The organism is Bacillus sp. JS (genome assembly GCF_000259365.1).
GTDB lineage: Bacteria > Bacillota > Bacilli > Bacillales > Bacillaceae > Bacillus > Bacillus stercoris.
Genome location: NC_017743.1, coordinates 1,689,157 through 1,712,875 on the forward strand (window position 1 = coordinate 1,689,157; position 23,719 = coordinate 1,712,875).

Genomic DNA, 23,719 nt, shown 5'->3' on the forward strand with positions numbered 1-23,719 from the left:
ATTTTTTTCCGTGCGGTTTTGTAAAGTGCAGAGGGGGAGAATTCATTGCTTAACAATCGAAATGTGTTACTTTGCGTGAGCGGAGGCATCGCTGTTTATAAAGCCTGTGCGTTAACGAGCAAGCTGGTTCAGGCAGGAGCAAATGTGAAAGTGATTATGACTGAATCAGCTTGCCGATTCGTTTCACCGCTGACATTTCAGGCATTGAGCCGCCACGAAGTCTATACAGATACATTTAAAGAACAAAATCCAAGTGTCATTTCCCATATTGACGCCGCAGACTGGGCCGACTTGATTATCGTTGCGCCGGCTACGGCTAATGTGATCGGAAAACTGGCTAACGGCATCGCTGATGATATGCTGACAACAACATTGTTGGCAGCGACGGCTCCCGTTTGGATCGCGCCGGCGATGAACGTTCATATGTATGACCACCCGGCAGTCAAACGAAATATTTCAGTGCTGTTTCAGGACGGTTATCGTTTTATTGAGCCGAGTGAGGGCTATTTAGCATGCGGTTACGTCGGAAAAGGCAGATTGGAAGAGCCGGAAAACATCGTAAAACTGGCCGAAAAACATTTTGCTGATGAAACATCCGCCCCTTTAGAAGGCAAACGTGTGGTCATTACAGCCGGCCCAACACGGGAAGCGGTTGATCCTGTCCGGTTTTTCACCAATAAATCGACGGGCAAAATGGGCTACGCATTAGCGGAGGCTGCAGTCCGGCTTGGTGCACGGGTAACTTTAATTTCTGGGCCTGTTTCACTTGATCAGCCCAAAGGACTTGCTCAGTTTATCCCTGTTCAATCGGCTGCGGATATGCACGAAGCTGTGCTCTCCGTGTATGAAACAAGCGATATTGTCATCAAAACAGCTGCGGTAGCCGATTTTACGCCAAAAACAGTATTTGACCATAAAATGAAAAAACAAGACGGCGGTATGACCTTAGAACTGAAAAGAACGGTCGATATTTTGAAAGAATTGGGCGAGAAAAAGAAAGAGCAGATTTTAGTCGGATTTGCCGCTGAAACACAAGACATTGAACACTATGCACGTAAAAAGCTCGCCGTTAAAAACCTTGATATGATTGTGGCAAATGATGTGAAAGCAAATGGGGCCGGTTTTGGTGCTGATACGAATATTGTGACAATCTTTTTCAAAGACGGGCATAAACGCGAACTTCCGATCATGTCTAAGCTCGATGTTTCGTTTGAAATTCTTCAGGAGATCGCAGCCCTCTCAAAACAAACCGGAGAAAGAACATGAATTTTGCAGAGGTCATCGTGGATGTCAGCACCAAAAATATAGACAGGCCTTTTGATTACAAAATCCCAGACCATCTCAAGGGTATGATCAAAACGGGGATGCGGGTCATTGTTCCGTTTGGCCCCCGTAAGATTCAGGGGTTTGTAACAGCAGTCAAAGAAGCATCTGACCTATCGGGGAAATCTGTCAAGGAAGTAGAGGATTTATTAGATCTTACACCTGTTCTGACAGAGGAGCTTATGGATCTGTCATCATGGCTGTCCGACAAAACGCTGTCTTTTAAAATAACGGCACTTCAAGCAATGCTGCCTGCCGCATTAAAGGCAAAATATGAAAAAGAATTAAAAATTGCAAACGGAGCTGAGCTTCCGCCGCAAGTGGAGCGGCTGTTTTCTGAAACAAAGACGGTGCTGTATTCAGATATACCCGATCATAATACGTTGAAACTGATTCAAAAGCATGTTCAAAAAGGGAGCATAGACGTAACCTATAAAGTCGCGCAAAAAACAAATAAAAAAATGGTGAGGCATATTCAGGCAAATGTGAGTAAAGAAGAGCTTGCTAAGCAGGCTGAGGGATTGTCCCGTCAAGCAGCCAAGCAGCAGGCGATTCTTCACTTTTTCATCTCTGAGCCAGAAGGTGTGAAAATCCCTGCGGCGGACTTGTGCAAAAGAACGGACGCGAGCTCTGCGACCATCAAAACCCTTATCCAAAAAGAGCTTTTGAGGGAAAGCTATGAAGAGGTCTACAGAGATCCCTATCAGGATAAAATGTTCAAAAAAACAGAGCCGCTGCCACTGACAGACGAACAGAGAGCTGCCTTTGAGCCCATACGCGAGACATTGGACAAGGATGAGCATAAAGTGTTCCTCCTTCACGGCGTGACAGGCAGCGGAAAAACGGAAATTTATCTGCAATCAATTGAAAAAGTACTGGCGAAAGGAAAAGAAGCCATCGTCCTCGTACCGGAAATATCGCTGACGCCGCAAATGGTCAATCGCTTTAAGGGCCGCTTCGGCTCCAAGGTGGCAGTCATGCACAGCGGTTTATCCACAGGGGAAAAATATGACGAGTGGCGTAAAATCCACCGGAAGGAAGTACGGCTTGTCGTCGGTGCCAGATCCGCAATTTTTGCTCCGTTTGAAAATCTCGGAATGATTATCATCGATGAAGAGCACGAGTCTTCTTATAAACAGGAAGAAATGCCGCGCTATCACGCGAAAGAGGTGGCAATCAAGCGGGCTGAGCATCACAGCTGCCCGGTTGTATTAGGCAGTGCTACGCCGACATTAGAGTCATATGCACGGGCGCAAAAGGGCGTGTACGAGCTTCTCTCACTGAAGCACCGCGTTAACCATCAAGTGATGCCTGAGGTTTCGCTTGTCGATATGAGAGAGGAGCTTCGAAGCGGCAATCGCTCGATGTTTTCTGTTGAATTGATGGAAAAGCTTGAAGAAACGATTGCCAAGGGTGAGCAGGCGGTGCTGTTTTTAAATAAAAGAGGCTATTCTTCCTTTGTGATGTGCAGGGATTGCGGCTATGTCCCGCAATGTCCGCACTGCGACATTTCCATGACGTATCATCGTTATGGCCAAAGGCTGAAATGTCATTATTGCGGACATGAAGAGCCTGTTCCGCATACTTGTCCTGAATGCGCAAGCGAGCATATCCGCTTTTTCGGAACGGGAACACAGCGAGTGGAGGAAGAGCTGACAAAAGTGCTGCCAAATGCGAGAGTGATTCGGATGGATGTTGACACGACATCAAGGAAAGGCGCCCATGAAAAACTACTGTCAGCTTTCGGAGAAGGAAAAGCGGATATTCTTCTCGGAACGCAAATGATCGCGAAAGGGCTTGATTTTCCGAATGTCACGCTTGTCGGAGTGTTAAGTGCCGATACAACACTTCATATTCCTGATTTCAGATCGGCTGAAAAAACATTTCAGCTGTTAACCCAAGTCAGCGGCCGGGCAGGCAGGCATGAAAAGCCCGGCCATGTCACCATTCAAACGTATACACCGTCTCACTACAGTATCCAGCTGACGAAAACGCATGATTATGAAACGTTCTATCAGCATGAAATGGCGCACAGAAGAGAGCAATCCTATCCGCCCTACTACTTTTTGGCTCTTGTGACGGTTTCTCATGAGGAAGTGGCGAAAGCAGCGGTTACAGCTGAAAAAATTGCTCATTTTTTGAAAGCAAACTGCGGAGCTGACACGAAAATCCTCGGGCCAAGCGCGTCGCCGATAGCCAGGATCAAAGATAGATATCGCTATCAATGCGTGATAAAATACAAACAGGAAACCCAGTTATCCGCTTTATTGAAGAAGATACTGGAACATTATAAACGCGAAATTGAACAAAAGCATGTAATGATTTCAATTGATATGAATCCTTATATGATGATGTAAGATCTCACGTCTTGGAGGGTAACAAATTGGCAGTAAAAAAGGTCGTCACACATCCGGCGGAGGTTTTGGAAACACCGACGGAAAGCGTGACTGTTTTTGATAAAAAGCTAAGAAAACTGCTTGATGATATGTACGACACCATGCTTGAAATGGATGGAGTCGGACTGGCAGCGCCGCAAATCGGCATCTTAAAAAGAGTGGCTGTCGTAGATATCGGGGATGACAGAGGCAGAATTGATCTCGTTAATCCTGAAATTTTAGAGAAAAGCGGTGAGCAAACCGGAATTGAAGGATGCCTGAGCTTTCCTGGCGTCTATGGTAATGTCACACGTGCTGATTATGTCAAAGTGCGTGCGTTTAACCGTCAGGGAAAACCGTTCATTCTGGAAGCGCGAGGCTTTTTGGCGAGAGCTGTGCAGCACGAGATGGACCACTTAGACGGTGTGCTGTTTACATCTAAAATCAGTAAATACTATACAGAAGATGAACTAGCGGATATGGAAGGATGATTTGATGACGAGAATCGTATTTATGGGGACGCCGGATTTTTCAGTTCCTGTTTTAAAAACCTTGATTGAGGACGGATATGAAGTAGTGGGGGTCGTCACACAGCCGGACCGTCCGAAAGGCAGAAAAAAAGTGATGACACCTCCTCCGGTCAAGGAAGAGGCATTGCGTCACGGCATCCCGGTTCTTCAGCCGGAAAAAGTCAGATTGAAAGAAGAAATTGAAAAAGTGCTGGCATTAAAGCCTGACCTTATTGTAACGGCGGCATTCGGACAAATTTTGCCTAAGGAGCTTCTCGACAGCCCGAAATACGGCTGCATTAACGTTCACGCGTCTCTTTTGCCGGAACTGCGCGGCGGGGCTCCGATCCATTACTCTATTTTGCAGGGAAAGAAGAAAACCGGGGTTACCATTATGTATATGGTAGAAAAATTGGATGCCGGGGACATGATCTCAAAAGTGGAAGTGGACATTGAAGAAACCGATAATGTCGGAACGCTGCACGATAAATTAAGCGTTGCTGGGGCGAAGCTCTTGTCTGAGACAGTTCCAAACGTCATTGCCGGCAGCATATCACCCGAAAAGCAGGATGAAGAGAAAGCGACGTACGCGCCTAATATCAAAAGAGAGCAAGAACTGCTCGACTGGTCCAGAACGGGCGAAGAGCTTTACAACCAGATCCGCGGATTAAATCCATGGCCTGTTGCTTATACAACTCTAAACGGACAAAACTTGAAAGTGTGGGCGTCGAAAAAAACACCAGCACCAACAACAGCTGAGCCCGGCACAGTCGTTGCAGTTGAAAAGGAAGGGATTATCGTTGCCACCGGTAATGATACAGCCCTGTTATTAACTGAACTTCAGCCGGCCGGCAAAAAACGCATGAAAGGCGAGGACTTTGTGCGGGGCGCTCATGTTGAAGCCGGAGATGTGTTAGGAGTAAATAATGAAAAAAACTAGTGTTCGTGACATCGCCCTTGAAGCGCTCATCAAATTAGAACAAAACCAGGCATACAGCAACCTGCTGCTGAAATCGGTCATTAAATCAAATGAACTGAGTGATCAGGACAGAGGGCTTTTGACTGAACTTGTCTATGGGACATTACAAAACAAAATCGCGCTTGATTATATGCTTAAACCATTTATCAATAAGCCTCAAAAGGTAAAGCCGTGGGTGATTCAGCTTCTTCGCCTATCCTTATATCAAATGGAATATTTGGAGAAGATTCCAGATAGGGCAGCCATCCATGAAGCGGTTGAGATTGCTAAAATCCGCGGACACAAAGGCATTGCTTCTTTTGTCAATGGCGTGCTTCGTTCTATCCAGCGCGAAGGTGTTCCATCCTTTGACGCCATCGAAGATCCTGTACGTCGGCTGGCGACAGAAACAAGCCATCCGGAATGGCTTGTGAAAGAGTGGGCGGATGCGTATGGGTTTGACGCGGCCGAAAAGATTTGCCGTATCCACCTCATACCGCCGAAGCAAACGCTGCGTGTCAATCAAATGAAAGCAGACAGAGCTGAACTGCTTGATCAAATGGCTGCTGAGGGAATCGAAGTTGAAAAAGGCGATCTCGCTGAGGATGCTGTGAAGCTCTTAAAGGGATCAATTGCCGGAACTCATTTCTTCCAAAACGGCGAAGTATCCATCCAGGATGAGAGCTCCATGCTCGTCGCCCGCGCCCTTGATCCTAAGCCTGATGAAACAGTGCTTGACGCGTGTGCGGCGCCTGGCGGCAAATCGGCTCATATCGCAGAATTAATGAAAAACAAGGGGAGCGTTACGTCGCTTGATCTTCACAAACATAAAGTGAAGCTGATCAAAGAAGCGGCAGACCGTCTTGGCCTGACAATCATTCATGCGGAGACAATGGATGCAAGAAAAGCAGGGGAAACGTTTGAAAACGAAAAGTTTGACCGGATATTGGTTGATGCCCCGTGCTCTGGTTTCGGCGTTATCAGAAGAAAGCCGGACATGAAATACACAAAAAAGCCTGATGACAGCGCGCGTCTAGCTGAAATCCAGCTGTCGATCCTGAGGGAAATCGCACCATTAGTAAAAAAAGGTGGCACTCTTGTCTACAGTACGTGTACAATGGACCGGACAGAAAATGATGAAGTAATACATGCGTTTATACAAGAACATCCTGATTTTGAACCCGATTTGTCTCTTGAAAAGCGGCTGCCCGAAAAGGCGAGACCCTTTGTTCGGGATGGAAGGCTGCAAATCCTTCCTCATTATTTCGGAACAGATGGTTTCTTTATTTGCAGCATGAGAAAGAAGGGATAAGCAATGGCAGAACTTAATAAAACAAAAGTAAGAAAAGAGTTGCGGACAGAGCGTCCGTCTATTTATTCTTTTGAATTAGATGAAATCAAACAATGGCTGACAGACAACGGGGAGAAACCGTTCCGGGCAGCTCAGATCTTTGAATGGCTATATGAAAAACGCGTATCTTCTTTTGAAGAAATGACAAACCTGTCAAAGGATTTGCGTGAGAAATTAAACACTCACTTTGTGTTAACAACGCTGAAAACGGCTGTTAAACAAACCTCTCAAGACGGTACGATGAAGTTTTTGTTTGAGCTTCATGACGGTTATACCATCGAAACCGTTTTAATGAGACACGAGTATGGCAATTCTGTATGTGTAACGACACAAGTCGGCTGCCGTATTGGCTGCACATTCTGCGCGTCAACGCTTGGAGGCTTAAAACGAAACCTTGAAGCAGGTGAAATTGTCGCTCAAGTAGTTAAAGTGCAAAAAGCTCTTGATGAAACGGATGAACGCGTCAGCTCTGTCGTGATCATGGGAATCGGTGAACCTTTTGATAACTTTAACGAAATGCTCGCTTTCTTGAAAATCATTAACCATGACAAGGGCCTGAATATCGGTGCTCGCCATATTACGGTCTCTACGAGCGGAATCATCCCGAAAATTTACGAATTTGCTGATCAGAAAATGCAGATTAACTTTGCAATTTCTCTACACGCGCCGAACACAGAAATCAGAAGCCGTTTGATGCCGATTAACAGAGCCTATAAACTGCCTGATCTCATGGAAGCCGTTAAATATTATATTAATAAAACGGGACGTCGCATCAGCTTTGAATACGGTCTGTTTGGAGGCGTAAACGACCAGGTGGAACACGCCGAAGAGCTTGCCGACTTGCTGGAAGGAGTCAAATGCCACGTGAACTTGATTCCGGTAAACTACGTGCCTGAACGGGACTATGTGCGCACACCGCGTGATCAGATTTTCGCTTTTGAAAAAACATTGAAATCCCGTGGAGTAAATGTCACAATCCGAAGAGAGCAAGGACATGATATTGACGCAGCCTGCGGTCAGCTTCGCGCGAAGGAGCGTCAAGACGAGACGAGGTGATGAGGGTTGTTAACAGCCTTAAAAACAGATACAGGAAAAATCCGCCAGCATAATGAAGATGATGCGGGGATATTCAAGGGGAAAGATGAATTTGTATTAGCGGTTGTCGCTGATGGCATGGGCGGCCATCTTGCTGGAGATGTTGCGAGCAAGATGGCTGTGAAAGCCATGGGGGAGAAATGGAATGAAGCAGAGACAATTCCACAAGCGCCCTCGGAATGTGAAAAATGGCTTATTGAACAGATTCTTTCAGTAAACAGCAAAATATACGATCACGCTCAAGCCCACGAAGAATGCCAAGGCATGGGGACGACAATTGTATGTGCGCTATTTACGGGGAAAACGGTTTCTGTTGCCCATATCGGTGACAGCAGATGCTATTTGCTTCAGGACGATGATTTCATTCAAGTGACAGAAGACCATTCGCTTGTAAATGAACTGGTTCGTACTGGAGAGATTTCCAGAGAAGATGCTGAACATCATCCGCGAAAAAATGTGTTGACGAAGGCGCTTGGAACAGACCAGTCAGTCAGCATCGACACACGTTCCTTTGACATCGAACCCGGAGACAAACTGCTTTTGTGTTCTGACGGACTGACGAATAAAGTGGAAGGCACTGAGTTAAAAGACATCCTGCAAAGCGATTCAGCTCCTCAGGAAAAAGTAAACCTGCTTGTGGACAAAGCCAATCAGAATGGCGGAGAAGACAACATTACAGCAGTTTTGCTTGAGCTTGCTTTACATGTTGAAGAGGGTGAAGATCAGTGCTAATCGGCAAGCGGATCAGCGGGCGTTACCAAATTCTCCGCGTCATAGGCGGCGGGGGAATGGCCAACGTGTATTTAGCTGAGGATATTATTCTAGACCGTGAAGTCGCGATCAAAATCCTGCGGTTTGACTATGCAAATGACAATGAATTTATTAGGCGTTTCCGCAGAGAAGCCCAATCCGCATCAAGCCTCGATCACCCGAATATTGTCAGCATTTACGACTTGGGCGAGGAAGATGATATTTATTATATTGTCATGGAATACGTCGAAGGCATGACGCTTAAAGAATACATAACAGCAAATGGGCCGCTTCACCCTAAAGAAGCGCTGAACATCATGGAGCAAATTGTCTCAGCCATCGCTCATGCCCATCAAAACCAGATTGTTCACAGAGATATCAAGCCGCATAACATTTTGATTGACCACATGGGGAATATCAAAGTAACGGATTTTGGAATTGCGACGGCATTAAGTTCGACCACAATCACCCATACCAATTCTGTCCTGGGCTCAGTCCACTACTTATCACCTGAACAGGCCCGGGGCGGCTTAGCGACAAAAAAATCGGATATTTATGCCCTTGGAATCGTTCTATTTGAGCTTTTAACGGGCCGTATTCCGTTTGACGGAGAGTCAGCAGTCAGCATCGCCTTGAAGCATCTTCAAGCGGAAACTCCTTCGACTAGAAGGTGGAACCCGTCAGTCCCCCAAAGCGTTGAAAACATCATACTAAAGGCAACGGCCAAAGACCCTTTTCATCGCTACGAAACGGCTGAAGACATGGAAGCTGACATAAAAACCGCTTTTGATGCTGACAGACTCAATGAAAAGAGATTTACGATTCAAGAAGATGAAGAGATGACAAAAGCGATACCGATCATTAAAGATGAAGAACTCGCTAAAGCTGCTGGCGAAAAAGAAGCTGATTTGACAACCGCACAAGAAAACAAAACAAAGAAAAACGGCAAAAGAAAAAAGTGGCCGTGGGTTTTGCTCACGATATGCCTCGTTTTTATCACGGCTGGAATTCTTGCTGTCACCGTTTTTCCGTCGCTTTTTATGCCTAAGGATGTCAAAATACCTGATGTCTCCGGAATGGAATACGAAAAAGCAGCAGGCCTCTTGGAAAAAGAAGGTTTACAAGTTGATTCCGAGGTGTTGGAAATCTCAGACGAAAAAATTGAAGAGGGCCTGATGGTAAAAACGGATCCCAAAGCGGAAACCACAGTCAAAGAAGGCGCCACGGTCACCATTTATAAGAGCACCGGAAAAGCAAAGACGGAGATCGGTAATGTGACAGGCCAAACGGTCGACCAGGCAAAAAAAGCGCTGAAGGACCAAGGGTTTAAACATGTAACGGTAAATGAAGTGAATGACGAGAAAAACGCGGGCACTGTCATTGACCAAAATCCTTCAGCAGGGACTGAGCTTGTCCCGAGTGAAGATCAAGTTAAACTCACAGTCAGTATCGGCCCCGAAGACATTACGCTTAGAGACTTGAAAACCTACAGTAAAGAAGCGGCGTCTGGATATCTGGAAGACAACGGATTGAAGCTTGTAGAAAAAGAAGCATACTCAGATGATGTTCCAGAAGGACAGGTTGTCAAACAAAAACCAGCAGCAGGTACGGCAGTAAAGCCGGGAAATGAAGTGGAAGTGACATTCTCTCTAGGACCCGAGAAAAAACCTGCGAAAACAGTGAAAGAAAAGGTCGAGATCCCTTATGAACCAGAAAATGAAGGGGACGAACTTCAAGTGCAAATCGCAGTTGACGATGCGGATCACAGCATCTCTGACACTTACGAAGAATTTAAGATAAAAGAGCCGACTGAACGAACGATCGAACTAAAGATTGAACCCGGCCAAAAAGGGTACTATCAAGTAATGGTAAACAATAAAGTTGTCAGCTACAAAACCATTGAGTATCCAAAAGATGAATAACAAGGAGGGAAAATATGCCTGAGGGCAAAATTATTAAGGCGCTAAGCGGCTTTTACTATGTACTGGATGAATCAGAGGATTCAGATAAAGTAATACAATGCAGAGGGAGAGGCATTTTCAGAAAGAACAAAATTACTCCTCTCGTCGGTGATTACGTTGTGTATCAGGCTGAAAATGACAAAGAAGGATATCTGATGGAAATCAAAGAAAGAACCAATGAGCTTATCAGGCCGCCAATTTGCAATGTTGATCAAGCGGTCCTTGTTTTCTCAGCGGTTCAGCCTTCTTTCAGCACGGCGTTGCTCGACCGCTTCCTGGTTCTCGTCGAAGCCAATGATATTCAGCCGATCATATGCATTACTAAAATGGATCTGATTGATGATCAAGATACAGAAGATACGATACAAGCCTACGCAGAAGACTATCGGAATATTGGTTATAACGTGTATCTTACCTCCTCTAAGGACCAAGACAGTTTAGCGGACATCATCCCGCATTTTCAGGATAAAACAACGGTATTTGCCGGTCAATCCGGTGTTGGAAAATCCTCTCTTCTCAACGCGATCAGCCCCGAGCTCGGATTGAGAACAAACGAGATTTCCGAGCATTTGGGCCGCGGGAAACACACAACCCGCCACGTGGAGCTGATACACACGTCCGGAGGCTTGGTTGCGGATACGCCAGGATTCAGCTCGCTTGAATTTACAGACATTGAGGAAGAAGAACTGGGCTATACCTTCCCAGATATAAGAGAAAAAAGCTCTTCCTGCAAATTTAGAGGCTGTTTACATCTAAAAGAGCCGAAATGTGCGGTGAAACAAGCTGTTGAAGACGGGGAAATAAAGCAGTACCGCTATGACCATTATGTTGAATTTATGACGGAGATTAAAGACAGAAAGCCGAGGTATTAGCATAATGATAAAGGTTGCACCATCTATTCTTTCCGCTGATTTTGCTTCTTTAGGCAATGAGATTAAAGATGTAGAAAAAGGCGGAGCTGATTATATTCATATTGATGTTATGGACGGCCATTTTGTCCCGAATATCACAATCGGTCCGCTGATTGTAGAAGCAGTCCGGCCGGTAACGGATCTGCCGCTCGATGTTCATTTAATGATAGAAGCGCCCGATCGCTATATCCCGGCTTTTGCGAAAGCCGGCGCAGATATCCTGTCTGTGCATGCTGAGGCATGTCCGCACCTGCACCGTACCATCCAGCTTATTAAAGAGCAAGGAGTGAAGGCCGGTGTTGTTCTAAACCCGCATACTCCTGTACAAGTCATCGAGCATGTTTTCGATGATCTCGACCTTGTTCTATTAATGACGGTGAACCCAGGGTTCGGCGGACAGAAATTTATTCATTCAGTCCTTCCTAAAATAAAAGAGGTTAAGCGAATGGCGGATGAAAAAGGAAAAAAAGATCTCTTAATTGAAGTAGACGGCGGCGTCAACAAAGAAACCGCTCCGCTAGTCATTGAAGCGGGCGCGAATTTACTCGTAGCCGGTTCAGCTGTTTATGGCCAGTCTGACCGCAAAAAAGCAATTTCTGAAATCAGAGGAAAATAAATAAACAGCTTTAGAAAAGAGCTGGGCATACAATAGCCTAAGCTCTTTTTCCTGTATGCAGAGAAAGGAATCAGAGATGAAAACAATTAATATCGTTGCGGGAGGCCCGAATAATCTCATTCCCGATCTAACCGGCTACTCGGATGAACACGCGCTTTGGATCGGTGTTGACAAAGGCACCGTCACTCTTCTAGATGCCGGGATCATTCCTGTTGAAGCCTTCGGAGATTTTGACAGCATAACAGAGCAAGAACGCCGGCGGATAGAACAAGCCGCTCCCGCCCTTCATGTGTATCAAGCAGAAAAAGATCAAACAGATTTAGACCTCGCCCTTGATTGGGCGCTGGAAAAGCATCCGGATATCATTCAGATTTTCGGCATTACAGGCGGCAGAGCTGATCATTTTTTAGGAAACATTCAGCTTCTGTTTAGAGGTGTAAAAACGAACATAAAAATTAGGCTGATAGACAAACAAAATCATATTCAAATGTTCCCTCCTGGTGAATATGATATTGAGAAGGATGAAAATAAGCGATATATCTCCTTCATACCGTTTTCCGAAGAAATACATGAGCTGACTCTGACTGGTTTTAAATATCCTCTAAATAATTGTCATATTACGCTCGGTTCAACACTATGTATTAGTAACGAACTCATTCATTCACGAGGTACTTTTTCGTTTGCAAAAGGCATATTAATAATGATAAGAAGCACGGATTAAGCATGTGCTTTCATTCATTTGCTGAAAACAATGAACAAGGTGGTTACGGGACGTTATAGGAGGGGACAAAAAATGAAATTTTACACCATTAAATTGCCGAAGTTTTTAGGAGGAATTGTCCGGGCGATGCTGGGCTCATTTAGAAAAGATTAATGCCCAGGGGTTCAAAGCCCTCTTTCACCACATAAAAACGCCTGCCACATATTGAGGCAGGCGTTCATTTTGTTATACACGCTCAACTTTACCGGATTTCAAAGCTCGAGCAGATACATATACTTTTTTAGGTTTTCCGTTCACAAGGATACGAACCTTTTGAAGATTCGCGCCCCAAGTGCGCTTAGAAGCGTTCATTGCGTGAGAACGGTTATTCCCAGCTGTTGTTTTTTTACCTGTGATAACGCATTTACGTGCCATTTGTTTCCCTCCTCACTTGCACAAAACATCTACTTTTTAACATTCATATGATCTTAGATGCTTTCGATATGGATACTTTAAATAATTTACCACAGCTAAAAAACGTTTGCAACTATTGTTTCATCATCTTTCAAGAAAATTCACTTGACATCTTGCGGAAACAGCAGCGCTATAGTATATGTAGAGGTACGGCCAGCAATTATTGCCTGGTCTTTTCATAATGGAAACCATATAGTAGAATAGCTGTAACTCTATGCATTCGAAGGAGGAAATAGTGTGTCCATTGAATTAAGAACGAAGTACGGGCAGATTGATATATCTAATGAAGTCATCGCAATGGTTGCAGGAGGCGCGGCTGTTGATTGCTACGGCATTGTCGGCATGGCTTCTAAAAACCAGATTAAAGACGGACTGACTGAAATCCTTCGGAAAGAGAATTTCAGCAGGGGTGTCCAAGTTCGCCAAGTAGGAGAACAGATACATATCGACATGTATATCATAGTCAGCTACGGCACGAAAATTTCTGAAGTGGCACATAATGTCCAAACAAAAGTAAAGTACACAGTAAATCAAACCATCGGACTCGCAGTGGACTCGGTCAATATTTATGTCCAAGGCGTACGAGTGACGAACCCGTAGTTAGGAGGAGTAGGATTGTCTATTAGAACATTAGACGGCAGAACCTTTGCCGAGATGATTCTTGCGGGAGCGCAGAATCTGTCTCAAAACGCCAGTGCAGTTGATGCGCTGAACGTGTTCCCTGTGCCGGACGGTGATACGGGAACAAATATGAACCTGTCGATGACTTCCGGAGCAAGAGAAGTTGAACAAATGGATACGGATGATATCGGGAAGGTGGGCTCCGCGTTATCTAAAGGACTGCTCATGGGAGCGCGTGGAAATTCAGGAGTCATCCTGTCCCAATTGTTCCGCGGATTCAGCAAAAGCATTGAATCGAAAAAAGAAATTAATTCGCTGGAATTTGCAGCTGCACTGCAAGCAGGTGTAGACATGGCGTATAAAGCTGTCATGAAACCTGTAGAGGGCACCATTTTAACAGTTGCAAAAGACGCTGCGAAAAAAGCGATGGCCTTAGCAGAAAAAGAAACCGATATCACTGCGCTGATGACTGCAGTGACAGAAGAAGCGGAGGCGTCTTTAAACCGCACCCCTGAATTGCTTCCTGTTCTAAAGGAAGTAGGAGTTGTCGACAGCGGGGGCAAAGGCCTGCTTTGTGTGTATGAAGGTTTCCTTGCTTCATTAAAAGGTGAAGCTGTACCTCAGAAAGCAGTTCTTCCGTCACTTGACGACATGGTCAACGCGGAGCATCACAAGAGCGCCCAAAGCATGATGAATACCGAAGATATTGAATTTGGATTCTGTACCGAAGTGATGGTGAGGCTTGATCAGGCAAAAAGAGAATTCGACGAAGGTACGTTCAGACAAGACCTCAGCCAGTTCGGTGATTCACTGCTCGTGATTGCGGATGAATCGCTGGCGAAGGTTCATATTCATGCTGAAGAGCCTGGGAACGTGTTAAACTACGCCCAGCATTACGGTGAATTGATCAAAATAAAAATAGAAAATATGAGAGAACAGCATACCTCTATCATCAGTCAAGAAAGCAAGCCCGCTGGCAACGAAAAAACGCCGGCAAAACAGCCGTATGGCATTGTAACTGTGGCGATGGGGGAAGGAATTTCAGACCTATTCAAAAGCATCGGCGCTTCTGTTGTGATTGAAGGCGGTCAGACGATGAACCCGAGTACTGAGGATATCGTCGAAGCCGTGAAGTCTGTAAATGCAGAAACGGTGTTTATCCTGCCGAACAACTCTAACATTATTATGGCTGCTAACCAAGCGGCCAGCGTAATGAATGAACAGGTTTTAGTCATTCCGGCCAAAACGGTTCCACAAGGGATGTCAGCACTGCTGGCCTTTAACCCGGATCAAGAAGCTGAAGCGAACGAGACCAATATGCTCAGCGCCATTCAGCAAGTAAAAAGCGGACAGGTGACGTATTCAGTCAGAGATACTCATATTGACGGTAAAGATATTAAAAAAGGCGACTTTATGGGCATTCTGAATGGAACGATTATCGGCACTTCTGAAAATCAACTGTCAGCCGCGAAAATGCTGCTGTCAGAAATGATCGGAGAAGACGATGAAATCGTGACCATTCTATATGGTGAGGATGCGTCTCGGGAAGAAGCCGAGCAGCTTGAAGCATTTCTCAGTGATAAGTACGAGGAGATTGAGGTTGAGATCCACAATGGGAAACAGCCGCTGTATTCGTATATCGTTTCTGCAGAATAGAAGGGCAATTTGCCCTTCTATTCTTATGTCTGCTTTTAAATGCGGCAGCGCTGTAACGCGTCCGCTTGCCATTTTATATCTGATCAATTAGTCTAGAAGCAAAGCGCTAATAAGCTCTGGTTCATAAGGAGGAATAGCATGAAATACAGAAGCGTTTTTGATATTATCGGTCCGGTTATGATCGGTCCGTCCAGCTCTCATACAGCGGGAGCTGCCAGAATCGGGAGAGTGGCCAGAAGTTTATTTGGCAGAGAGCCTGAGCGCATCATCGTATCTTTTTACGGGTCTTTTGCGGAAACGTATAAGGGCCACGGCACAGATGTCGCTATTATCGGCGGATTGCTTGATTTTGATACATTCGACGAACGGATTAAAACCGCTATACAAATTGCAGAAGATAAAGGAATTCATATAGAGTTTCGGGTTGAAGACGCAGTTCCGGTCCATCCGAACACAGCAAAAATCACCATTTCTGATGAAAAGGGAGAGCTTGAGCTGACAGGTATTTCGATTGGCGGAGGAAAGATCGAAATCACAGAATTGAATGGTTTTGAACTCCGGCTGTCAGGAAATCATCCGGCCATATTAGTTGTTCATAATGACAAATTTGGCACCATCGCCGGTGTTGCCAATGTTCTGGCGAAATTTTCAATCAACGTAGGACATATGGAAGTAGCCCGGAAAGATATCGGCCAGCTTGCGCTGATGACAATAGAGGTCGATCAAAATATAGACGACCATATTCTCGACGAGCTGTCAAAGCTGCCGAATATTATTCAAGTGACAAAGATTGCTGACTAGCGAAAGGGTCAGGAGGAGCCAGTTATGTTTCGTAATGTAAAGGAATTAATTGAGATTACTAAAGAAAAACAAATATTGATCTCTGATGTGATGATCGCTCAAGAGATGGAAGTAACAGAAAAAACAAAAGAGGACATTTTTCAGCAGATGGATCATAACCTGTCTGTTATGGAAGCGGCGGTTCAGAAAGGACTCGAGGGAGTGACGAGTCAAACGGGTTTAACGGGCGGAGACGCCGTTAAATTACAGGCTTATATTCGATCAGGAAAAAGCCTGTCTGGCCCGCTGATTTTAGATGCTGTATCGAAAGCCGTGGCAACAAATGAAGTAAATGCAGCTATGGGAACCATCTGTGCGACACCGACTGCAGGTTCTGCCGGTGTTGTGCCCGGCACGTTATTTGCTGTAAAAGAAAAGCTGAATCCAACGAGAGAACAAATGATCCGCTTTTTGTTTACGGCTGGAGCTTTCGGATTTGTCGTCGCCAATAACGCAAGTATTTCCGGTGCTGCCGGAGGATGTCAGGCAGAGGTTGGATCAGCTTCAGGCATGGCGGCTGCGGCCATTGTTGAAATGGCAGGAGGAACACCTGAACAAAGCGCGGAGGCCATGGCCATTACATTAAAAAATATGCTAGGCCTCGTGTGCGACCCTGTAGCGGGGCTTGTTGAGGTGCCCTGCGTGAAACGGAATGCGATGGGCGCGTCAAATGCGATGATCGCCGCTGATATGGCATTGGCGGGCATTACTAGCCGTATTCCATGTGATGAGGTTATCGATGCCATGTATAAAATAGGCCAAACGATGCCCACTGCACTTAGGGAAACAGGCCAGGGCGGTTTAGCGGCCACACCGACTGGAAGAGAGTTAGAGAAAAAAATTTTCGGAGGAGCGCTAGGTTCACGTGAAACAACATCAGCAAACTAGTATAGCTAACATTAAGGGTATTGGGCCGGAAACAGAAAAAACATTACACGAACTCGGAATTTATGACATTTCTGATCTTCTGAATTATTTCCCTTATCGCTATGATGACTATGAGCTGAGGGATTTAGAAGAAGTAGCGCATGATGAAAGAGTGACAGTCGAAGGGAAGGTTCATTCAGAGCCTTCTCTTACCTATTACGGAAAAAAACGAAACAGGCTGACATTTCGGGTTCTTGTCGGCAACTATTTAATCACAGCCGTATGTTTTAACAGGCCTTATTTGAAGAAAAAGCTTTCGCTGGGCTCTGTCGTGACGGTCTCAGGTAAATGGGACAAGCACCGCCAAACTATCTCTGTTCAGGAGTTGAAAAACGGGCCGCATCAAGAGGATAAAAGCATTGAACCAGTGTATTCTGTGAAAGAAAATGTTACCGTCAAAATGATGAGGCGCTTTATTCAGCAGGCGCTGACCCAATATGCAGAATCACTTCCTGATCCTCTTCCGGAAAAGCTAAGAAAAAGCTATAAACTGCCTGACTATTATCAGGCGTTAAAAGCAATGCACCAGCCGGAAACAAGGGAAGCATTAAAGCTTGCCAGACGACGGTTTGTTTACGAAGAATTTTTGCTGTTTCAGTTGAAAATGCAGGCGTTCCGAAAGGCGGAAAGAGAGCAGACACAAGGGATACGGCAGGTTTTTTCAAACGAAGAACTCATGAGATTTATCAAAAGCCTCCCGTTTCCCCTCACAAATGCCCAGTCACGCGTTCTTCGCGAAATAACAGCAGACATGTCTTCTCCATACAGAATGAACCGTCTTCTTCAAGGGGACGTTGGATCAGGAAAAACAGCAGTCGCTGCGATTGCGCTGTATGCCGCGATCTTATCCGGATACCAAGGAGCGCTCATGGTGCCGACAGAAATTCTGGCCGAACAGCATGCTGATTCGCTTGTTTCACTATTTGAAAAATGGGATGTCAGCGTGGCTCTTTTGACAAGCTCCGTTAAAGGGAAGCGGCGAAAAGAATTGCTTGAGCGTCTTGCGGCGGGAGAGATTGATATTCTTGTAGGAACCCACGCTTTAATCCAAGATGAGGTGGAGTTTAAGGCGCTGAGTCTTGTTATTACAGATGAACAGCATCGTTTTGGGGTTGAGCAGCGCAAAAAGCTTCGGAACAAAGGGCAGGATCCCGATGTTCTCTTTATGACAGCCACTCCGATTCCAAGAACATTAGCGATCACAGTGTTCGGTGAAATGGACGTATCAGTTATTGATGAGATGCCGGCTGGACGAAAGCAAATCGAAACCTATTGGGTAAAACATGACATGCTGGATCGCATTTTGGCATTTGTCGAAAAAGAATTAAAGCAAGGCAGACAGGCTTATATCATCTGTCCGCTGATTGAAGAATCAGACAAGCTTGATGTGCAAAACGCCATTGACGTGTACAATATGCTTTCTGATATTTTTCGGGGGAAATGGAACGTCGGCCTTATGCACGGAAAGCTGCATTCAGATGAAAAAGACCAGGTCATGAGAGAATTCAGCGCAAATCACTGTCAAATTCTCGTATCCACCACTGTCGTTGAGGTCGGCGTGAATGTTCCGAATGCAACGATTATGGTGATTTATGACGCCGACCGTTTCGGTCTGTCACAGCTTCACCAGCTGCGCGGCCGAGTCGGACGGGGGAAACATCAATCTTTCTGTATTCTGATGGCTGATCCAAAATCAGAAACAGGGAAAGAACGGATGAGGATCATGTCGGAGACCAATGACGGGTTCGAGCTGTCTGAAAAGGATCTGGAACTGAGGGGTCCCGGTGATTTCTTTGGGAAAAAACAAAGCGGAATGCCGGAATTCAAGGTGGCGGACATGGTTCATGATTACAGAGCGCTTGAAACGGCAAGGCAGGATGCTGCGAATCTTGTGGCTTCCGACGCGTTCTGGAAGGAGCCGGAATACGCTGTGTTAAGAGAGCATTTGCTGAAGAGCGGAGTAATGGACGGGGAAAAATTAAGCTGAGCATCAGAAGTTTTTGGTGTTCAGCCAGAAACAATCGTTGCATTCCAATCTATGAAATTATATACTACTATTAGTACCTAGTCTTAATTGTCCGGATGGTGTTTAGATATGAGAAGAAATAAGAGAGAACGCCAGGAATTACTTCAGCAGACGATTCAAGCAACCCCTTTTATTACAGATGAAGAATTAGCTGGTAAATTCGGGGTGAGCATCCAGACGATACGTTTGGACCGCTTAGAGCTTTCCATACCGGAGCTGAGAGAAAGAATTAAGAACGTGGCAGAGAAAACACTTGAGGACGAAGTAAAGTCCCTGTCACTTGATGAAGTTATCGGAGAAATTATTGACCTTGAGCTGGATGATCAGGCGATATCCATTTTAGAAATAAAACAGGAGCATGTGTTCAGCCGGAATCAGATTGCGAGAGGACACCATTTATTTGCACAGGCGAATTCTTTGGCCGTTGCAGTCATTGATGACGAGCTGGCGCTGACTGCAAGTGCAGACATCCGCTTTACAAGACAGGTAAAGCAGGGAGAACGCGTCGTAGCGAAAGCGAAAGTAACGGCTGTCGAAAAAGAAAAAGGAAGAACGGTTGTCGAAGTGAACAGCTACGTTGGCGAAGAAATTGTTTTTTCTGGACGCTTTGACATGTATCGTTCAAAACATTCATAAAGGTGGAGCATGCATGAGAATAGCTGTAGATGCAATGGGAGGAGACCACGCTCCCAAAGCTGTTATTGACGGAGTTATAAAAGGTATAGAAGCATTTGATGATCTCCATATCACACTTGTCGGTGACAAAGCAACGATAGAATCACATTTAACAACAACATCAGATCGCATCACGGTGCTGCACGCAGATGAAGTGATTGAGCCTACGGATGAACCGGTCCGCGCCGTGCGAAGAAAAAAGAACTCATCAATGGTTCTTATGGCGCTGGAGGTTGCGGAAAACAGAGCTGACGCCTGCATTTCAGCAGGGAATACCGGTGCGTTAATGACAGCCGGTCTCTTTATCGTCGGAAGAATTAAAGGAATTGACCGTCCGGCGCTTGCCCCGACACTTCCGACCGTTTCGGGAGGCGGATTTCTTCTGCTTGATGTCGGCGCCAATGTCGATGCCAAACCGGAGCACCTCGTTCAATACGCCATCATGGGCTCTGTTTATTCTCAGCAAGTGCGCGGTGTCTCTTCACCGAGAGTCGGGCTTTTAAATGTCGGAACAGAAGATAAAAAAGGAAACGAACTGACGAAACAAACGTTTCAAATGTTAAAAGAAACAGAGAACATCAATTTTATCGGAAACGTGGAAGCGCGAGACCTATTAGATGATGTGGCGGATGTTGTAGTAACAGACGGCTTTACCGGGAATGTTACACTCAAAACGCTGGAAGGCTCTGCATTGTCTATTTTTAAAATGATGAGAGAAGTAATGACTTCTACTTTCACATCCAAGCTTGCAGCAGCTGTGCTGAAGCCAAAGTTGAAAGAAATGAAAATGAAAATGGAGTACTCGAATTATGGTGGAGCAAGCCTTTTTGGCTTAAAAGCCCCTGTGATCAAGGCGCACGGCTCATCAGATTCTCATGCAGTATTTCATGCGATTCGGCAAGCAAGAGAGATGGTCAGCCAAAATGTGGCTGAACTCATTCAGGAAGAAGTAAAAGAAGAAAAAACAGATGAGTAGTCTGGAGGTTTTTACATCATGAGTAAGATTGCATTTTTATTCCCGGGTCAGGGTTCACAATTTATCGGCATGGGAAAAGAGCTTTATGAGCAGGTGCCTGCTGCAAAGCGTCTGTTTGATGAAGCCGATGAAACATTAGAAACAAAACTCAGCTCGCTTATTTTTGAGGGTGCTGCTGAAGAATTAACACTTACATACAATGCGCAGCCTGCTTTGCTTACGACAAGCATTGCTGTTCTTGAGAAATTTAAAGAATCTGGCATTACACCTGATTTCACAGCAGGGCACAGCCTTGGTGAATATTCTGCACTGGTTGCGGCTGGCGCCCTGTCCTTCAAAGATGCTGTTTACACCGTCAGAAAACGCGGAGAGTTTATGAATGAAGCGGTACCGGCTGGCGAAGGAGCAATGGCTGCGATTCTCGGCATGGATGCTGAAGCGTTAAAGCAAGTAACTGATAAAGTCACGAAGGAAGGCAACCTTGTGCAGCTTGCGAATCTCAACTGTCCTGGACAAATCGTTATTTCCGGAACAGCTAAAGGGGTTGAGCTTGCATCTGAACTGGCAAAAGAGAATGGTGCAAAACGCGCGATTCCGCTTGAAGTAAGCGGTCCGTTCCATTCCGAACTGATGAAACCGGCAGCTGAAAAGCTGAAAGAGGTATTGGATGCCTGTGACATAAAAGACGCTGACGTTCCGGTCATCTCAAATGTTTCTGCTGACCTGATGACTGAAAAAGCTGAAATCAAACAAAAACTCATTGAGCAGCTTTACTCTCCTGTTCGTTTTGAGGAGAGCATTAACAAGCTGATTGCAGAGGGCGTTACGACTTTTGTTGAAATCGGTCCCGGAAAAGTGCTTTCAGGCCTAGTGAAAAAAGTAAACAGACGATTAAAAACAATTGCTGTATCAGATCCGGAAACGATCGAGCTGGCAATTCAAACGCTTAAGGAGGAGAATGATAATGCTTAATGATAAAACGGCTATTGTCACTGGCGCATCCCGCGGAATTGGCCGCTCAATCGCCCTTGACCTGGCAAAAAGCGGCGCGAATGTTGTCGTGAACTACTCCGGCAATGAAGCGAAAGCAAATGAAGTGGTTGATGAAATCAAATCAATGGGCAGAAAAGCAATTGCTGTCAAAGCGGATGTATCAAATCCCGAAGATGTACAAAACATGATAAAAGAAACGCTTTCTGTTTTTTCTACGATTGATATTCTGGTTAATAATGCGGGAATTACAAGAGACAATCTCATCATGAGAATGAAGGAAGACGAATGGGATGATGTCATTAACATTAACCTGAAGGGTGTTTTCAACTGCACAAAAGCTGTGACAAGACAAATGATGAAACAGCGTTCAGGACGTATTATTAACGTATCGTCTATCGTAGGCGTCAGCGGAAACCCTGGACAAGCCAACTACGTGGCTGCAAAAGCCGGCGTCATCGGTTTAACCAAATCTTCCGCTAAAGAGCTGGCCAGCCGAAATATTACGGTAAATGCGATAGCGCCAGGATTTATCTCAACCGATATGACAGATAAACTTGCAAAAGACGTTCAAGATGAAATGCTGAAACAAATTCCGCTCGCGCGCTTTGGCGAACCCGGCGATGTCAGCAGTGTTGTCACGTTCCTTGCTTCAGAGGGAGCACGTTACATGACAGGCCAAACACTTCATATTGACGGCGGAATGGTGATGTAAGTTTTTTCTCGAAAATTTCATCATAGTTTCTCTAGTTTTTTAAAAACGAATCCACTATAATACTTGAGGGGAGGTGAATTGCTATGGCAGATACATTAGAGCGTGTAACGAAAATCATCGTAGATCGCCTTGGCGTTGATGAAGCAGACGTCAAACTTGAAGCTTCTTTCAAGGAAGACTTAGGTGCTGATTCCCTAGATGTAGTTGAGCTTGTTATGGAACTTGAAGACGAGTTTGATATGGAAATTTCTGACGAAGATGCTGAAAAGATTGCAACAGTCGGCGACGCTGTGAACTACATACAAAACCAGCAATAAGCTGATGCTAAAAGTCCCGCCGAAACGCGGGGCTTTAGCCCTTTATTCGTGCAGTTATTACAGCATGCCGCTTTTACGCGCGCTGTATCCGGTTTAGTCAGGGAAGCGCGGTGAACCTGATGTGCCTATGGAGGTTACTATGTCAAAACACTCACATTATAAAGATAAAAAAAAGTTCTATAAAAAAGTAGAACAATTTAAAGAGTTTCAAGAACGGATTTCGGTTCACTTTCAAAATGAAAAGCTTTTGTATCAAGCATTTACACATTCATCTTATGTGAATGAGCATCGGAAAAAGCCGTATGAAGATAATGAAAGGCTTGAATTTTTAGGTGACGCTGTTTTGGAACTGACGATCTCCAGATTCTTATTTGCCAAATACCCGGCTATGAGTGAAGGAGATTTGACGAAATTGAGAGCCGCAATTGTTTGCGAACCGTCTCTCGTTTCATTGGCTCACGAACTGTCATTCGGCGACCTTGTCCTGTTGGGAAAAGGTGAGGAAATGACAGGCGGAAGAAAGCGTCCTGCTCTATTGGCAGATGTTTTTGAGGCATTTATCGGAGCCTTGTATCTTGACCAAGGATTAGAGCCGGTCGAAAGTTTCTTAAAAGTTTATGTGTTCCCTAAAATTAACGATGGTGCTTTTTCTCATGTGATGGATTTCAAAAGCCAGCTGCAGGAATACGTGCAGCGGGACGGCAAAGGCTCTCTGGAGTATAAAATCTCCAACGAAAAAGGACCTGCGCACAACCGTGAATTTGAAGCCATCGTATCTCTAAAAGGTGAACCACTCGGAGTCGGAAACGGCCGTTCAAAGAAAGAAGCCGAACAGCACGCTGCTCAGGAAGCTTTAGCTAAATTGCAAAAACACCATACGAAACAATAAAATCCCCCTTATAATTCAGGGGGATTTCAGTATGTATGCCGTCTTATTTCACCAATGTTTATGA

At 45.2% G+C, this 23,719-nt stretch carries 24 protein-coding genes; 23 read left to right on the forward strand and 1 reads right to left on the reverse strand.

The annotated features are described in order from the left end of the window. Positions 1 to 45: 45 nt before the first annotated feature. The 12 genes from coaBC to spoVM all read left to right on the forward strand — a co-directional run bounded on the left by coaBC (position 46) and on the right by spoVM (position 12,723). Positions 46 to 1,266 (forward strand): bifunctional phosphopantothenoylcysteine decarboxylase/phosphopantothenate--cysteine ligase CoaBC, encoded by a 1,221-nt coding sequence (gene coaBC / locus MY9_RS08645; RefSeq protein ID WP_014663927.1) that lies wholly within the window; start codon positions 46 to 48, stop codon positions 1,264 to 1,266. Then, positions 1,263 to 3,680: a primosomal protein N' gene (gene priA / locus MY9_RS08650; protein ID WP_014663928.1), complete on the forward strand. Its 2,418-nt coding sequence runs from the start codon at positions 1,263 to 1,265 to the stop codon at positions 3,678 to 3,680. The genes coaBC and priA overlap by 4 nt, the downstream gene beginning before the upstream one ends. 26 nt (positions 3,681 to 3,706) lie before the next feature. After that, entirely contained in the window at positions 3,707 to 4,189 is a 483-nt protein-coding gene (gene def, locus MY9_RS08655) for a peptide deformylase (protein ID WP_014663929.1), read from the forward strand. A gap of 4 nt (positions 4,190 to 4,193) precedes the next feature. Next, complete coding sequence (gene fmt / locus MY9_RS08660) at positions 4,194 to 5,147, forward strand: methionyl-tRNA formyltransferase (RefSeq protein ID WP_014663930.1); 954 nt, start codon at positions 4,194 to 4,196, stop codon at positions 5,145 to 5,147. Beyond that, positions 5,134 to 6,477, forward strand: coding sequence for a 16S rRNA (cytosine(967)-C(5))-methyltransferase RsmB (gene rsmB / locus MY9_RS08665; RefSeq protein ID WP_014663931.1), 1,344 nt, complete (start codon positions 5,134 to 5,136; stop codon positions 6,475 to 6,477). The genes fmt and rsmB overlap by 14 nt, the downstream gene beginning before the upstream one ends. Before the next feature lie 3 nt (positions 6,478 to 6,480). Then, positions 6,481 to 7,572, forward strand: coding sequence for a 23S rRNA (adenine(2503)-C(2))-methyltransferase RlmN (rlmN, locus tag MY9_RS08670; RefSeq protein ID WP_014663932.1), 1,092 nt, complete (start codon positions 6,481 to 6,483; stop codon positions 7,570 to 7,572). Between the two features lie 6 nt (positions 7,573 to 7,578). Beyond that, positions 7,579 to 8,343 carry a protein-serine/threonine phosphatase PrpC gene (gene prpC, locus MY9_RS08675; protein ID WP_014663933.1) on the forward strand — a complete coding sequence of 255 codons (765 nt, stop codon included), beginning with the start codon at positions 7,579 to 7,581 and terminating at the stop codon, positions 8,341 to 8,343. After that, positions 8,337 to 10,283, forward strand: a complete 1,947-nt coding sequence (prkC, locus tag MY9_RS08680) for a serine/threonine protein kinase PrkC (RefSeq protein ID WP_014663934.1) — start codon at positions 8,337 to 8,339, stop codon at positions 10,281 to 10,283. Before prpC ends, prkC begins: the two co-directional genes overlap by 7 nt. Before the next feature lie 14 nt (positions 10,284 to 10,297). Beyond that, a complete protein-coding gene (gene rsgA, locus MY9_RS08685) occupies positions 10,298 to 11,194 on the forward strand; it encodes a ribosome small subunit-dependent GTPase A (RefSeq protein WP_014663935.1) in 897 nt (298 codons plus the stop codon). A gap of 4 nt (positions 11,195 to 11,198) precedes the next feature. Further along, positions 11,199 to 11,849 (forward strand): ribulose-phosphate 3-epimerase, encoded by a 651-nt coding sequence (gene rpe / locus MY9_RS08690; protein WP_014663936.1) that lies wholly within the window; start codon positions 11,199 to 11,201, stop codon positions 11,847 to 11,849. A 76-nt stretch (positions 11,850 to 11,925) separates the two neighbouring features. After that, positions 11,926 to 12,570, forward strand: a complete 645-nt coding sequence (locus MY9_RS08695) for a thiamine diphosphokinase (protein ID WP_041521333.1) — start codon at positions 11,926 to 11,928, stop codon at positions 12,568 to 12,570. Positions 12,571 to 12,642: 72 nt separating this feature from the next. Further along, the gene (gene spoVM, locus MY9_RS08700; protein WP_003221545.1) at positions 12,643 to 12,723 is read left to right on the forward strand and encodes a stage V sporulation protein SpoVM; all 81 of its coding nucleotides are present in this window, start codon (positions 12,643 to 12,645) and stop codon (positions 12,721 to 12,723) included. A 72-nt stretch (positions 12,724 to 12,795) separates the two neighbouring features. Here spoVM and rpmB read toward each other — a convergent pair whose 3' ends face one another. Then, positions 12,796 to 12,984, reverse strand: a complete 189-nt coding sequence (gene rpmB / locus MY9_RS08705; protein WP_003221548.1) for a 50S ribosomal protein L28 — start codon at positions 12,982 to 12,984, stop codon at positions 12,796 to 12,798. Positions 12,985 to 13,260: 276 nt separating this feature from the next. Between rpmB and MY9_RS08710 the strand changes: the two genes are divergently transcribed. The 11 genes from MY9_RS08710 (at position 13,261) to rncS (ending at position 23,655) form a co-directional block, all read left to right on the forward strand. Further along, positions 13,261 to 13,623 (forward strand): Asp23/Gls24 family envelope stress response protein, encoded by a 363-nt coding sequence (locus tag MY9_RS08710; RefSeq protein ID WP_014663939.1) that lies wholly within the window; start codon positions 13,261 to 13,263, stop codon positions 13,621 to 13,623. 15 nt (positions 13,624 to 13,638) lie between these two features. Continuing rightward, positions 13,639 to 15,300 carry a DAK2 domain-containing protein gene (locus tag MY9_RS08715; RefSeq protein ID WP_014663940.1) on the forward strand — a complete coding sequence of 554 codons (1,662 nt, stop codon included), beginning with the start codon at positions 13,639 to 13,641 and terminating at the stop codon, positions 15,298 to 15,300. 138 nt (positions 15,301 to 15,438) lie between these two features. Beyond that, on the forward strand, positions 15,439 to 16,101 hold the full coding sequence (gene sdaAB / locus MY9_RS08720; RefSeq protein WP_014663941.1) for an L-serine ammonia-lyase, iron-sulfur-dependent subunit beta: 663 nt from the start codon (positions 15,439 to 15,441) through the stop codon (positions 16,099 to 16,101). Between the two features lie 24 nt (positions 16,102 to 16,125). Further along, complete coding sequence (sdaAA, locus tag MY9_RS08725) at positions 16,126 to 17,028, forward strand: L-serine ammonia-lyase, iron-sulfur-dependent, subunit alpha (RefSeq protein WP_003232049.1); 903 nt, start codon at positions 16,126 to 16,128, stop codon at positions 17,026 to 17,028. Continuing rightward, complete coding sequence (gene recG / locus MY9_RS08730; RefSeq protein ID WP_014663942.1) at positions 17,006 to 19,054, forward strand: ATP-dependent DNA helicase RecG; 2,049 nt, start codon at positions 17,006 to 17,008, stop codon at positions 19,052 to 19,054. The genes sdaAA and recG overlap by 23 nt, the downstream gene beginning before the upstream one ends. A 108-nt stretch (positions 19,055 to 19,162) precedes the next feature. Further along, positions 19,163 to 19,729 carry a transcription factor FapR gene (fapR, locus tag MY9_RS08735; protein WP_003232044.1) on the forward strand — a complete coding sequence of 189 codons (567 nt, stop codon included), beginning with the start codon at positions 19,163 to 19,165 and terminating at the stop codon, positions 19,727 to 19,729. A gap of 13 nt (positions 19,730 to 19,742) precedes the next feature. After that, entirely contained in the window at positions 19,743 to 20,744 is a 1,002-nt protein-coding gene (gene plsX / locus MY9_RS08740) for a phosphate acyltransferase PlsX (protein ID WP_014663943.1), read from the forward strand. A gap of 18 nt (positions 20,745 to 20,762) precedes the next feature. Then, positions 20,763 to 21,716, forward strand: coding sequence for an ACP S-malonyltransferase (fabD, locus tag MY9_RS08745; protein WP_014663944.1), 954 nt, complete (start codon positions 20,763 to 20,765; stop codon positions 21,714 to 21,716). After that, on the forward strand, positions 21,709 to 22,449 hold the full coding sequence (gene fabG / locus MY9_RS08750; RefSeq protein ID WP_014113766.1) for a 3-oxoacyl-[acyl-carrier-protein] reductase: 741 nt from the start codon (positions 21,709 to 21,711) through the stop codon (positions 22,447 to 22,449). Before fabD ends, fabG begins: the two co-directional genes overlap by 8 nt. A gap of 83 nt (positions 22,450 to 22,532) precedes the next feature. Further along, complete coding sequence (gene acpP, locus MY9_RS08755; RefSeq protein ID WP_003154310.1) at positions 22,533 to 22,766, forward strand: acyl carrier protein; 234 nt, start codon at positions 22,533 to 22,535, stop codon at positions 22,764 to 22,766. Between the two features lie 139 nt (positions 22,767 to 22,905). Continuing rightward, on the forward strand, positions 22,906 to 23,655 hold the full coding sequence (gene rncS / locus MY9_RS08760; protein WP_003232030.1) for a ribonuclease III: 750 nt from the start codon (positions 22,906 to 22,908) through the stop codon (positions 23,653 to 23,655). Positions 23,656 to 23,719: the final 64 nt, after the last annotated feature.

Coding starts and splice junctions, on each gene's coding strand:
- rpmB (WP_003221548.1), bottom strand. CDS start 12,984: ATGGCACGTAAATGCGTTATCACAGGTAAAAAAACAACAGCTGGGAAT.
- acpP (WP_003154310.1), top strand. CDS start 22,533: ATGGCAGATACATTAGAGCGTGTAACGAAAATCATCGTAGATCGCCTT.
- MY9_RS08695 (WP_041521333.1), top strand. CDS start 11,926: ATGAAAACAATTAATATCGTTGCGGGAGGCCCGAATAATCTCATTCCC.
- rsgA (WP_014663935.1), top strand. CDS start 10,298: ATGCCTGAGGGCAAAATTATTAAGGCGCTAAGCGGCTTTTACTATGTA.
- rpe (WP_014663936.1), top strand. CDS start 11,199: ATGATAAAGGTTGCACCATCTATTCTTTCCGCTGATTTTGCTTCTTTA.
- sdaAA (WP_003232049.1), top strand. CDS start 16,126: ATGTTTCGTAATGTAAAGGAATTAATTGAGATTACTAAAGAAAAACAA.
- fapR (WP_003232044.1), top strand. CDS start 19,163: ATGAGAAGAAATAAGAGAGAACGCCAGGAATTACTTCAGCAGACGATT.
- spoVM (WP_003221545.1), top strand. CDS start 12,643: ATGAAATTTTACACCATTAAATTGCCGAAGTTTTTAGGAGGAATTGTC.
- priA (WP_014663928.1), top strand. CDS start 1,263: ATGAATTTTGCAGAGGTCATCGTGGATGTCAGCACCAAAAATATAGAC.
- fmt (WP_014663930.1), top strand. CDS start 4,194: ATGACGAGAATCGTATTTATGGGGACGCCGGATTTTTCAGTTCCTGTT.
- plsX (WP_014663943.1), top strand. CDS start 19,743: ATGAGAATAGCTGTAGATGCAATGGGAGGAGACCACGCTCCCAAAGCT.
- rncS (WP_003232030.1), top strand. CDS start 22,906: ATGTCAAAACACTCACATTATAAAGATAAAAAAAAGTTCTATAAAAAA.
- fabG (WP_014113766.1), top strand. CDS start 21,709: ATGCTTAATGATAAAACGGCTATTGTCACTGGCGCATCCCGCGGAATT.
- rsmB (WP_014663931.1), top strand. CDS start 5,134: ATGAAAAAAACTAGTGTTCGTGACATCGCCCTTGAAGCGCTCATCAAA.
- rlmN (WP_014663932.1), top strand. CDS start 6,481: ATGGCAGAACTTAATAAAACAAAAGTAAGAAAAGAGTTGCGGACAGAG.
- sdaAB (WP_014663941.1), top strand. CDS start 15,439: ATGAAATACAGAAGCGTTTTTGATATTATCGGTCCGGTTATGATCGGT.
- fabD (WP_014663944.1), top strand. CDS start 20,763: ATGAGTAAGATTGCATTTTTATTCCCGGGTCAGGGTTCACAATTTATC.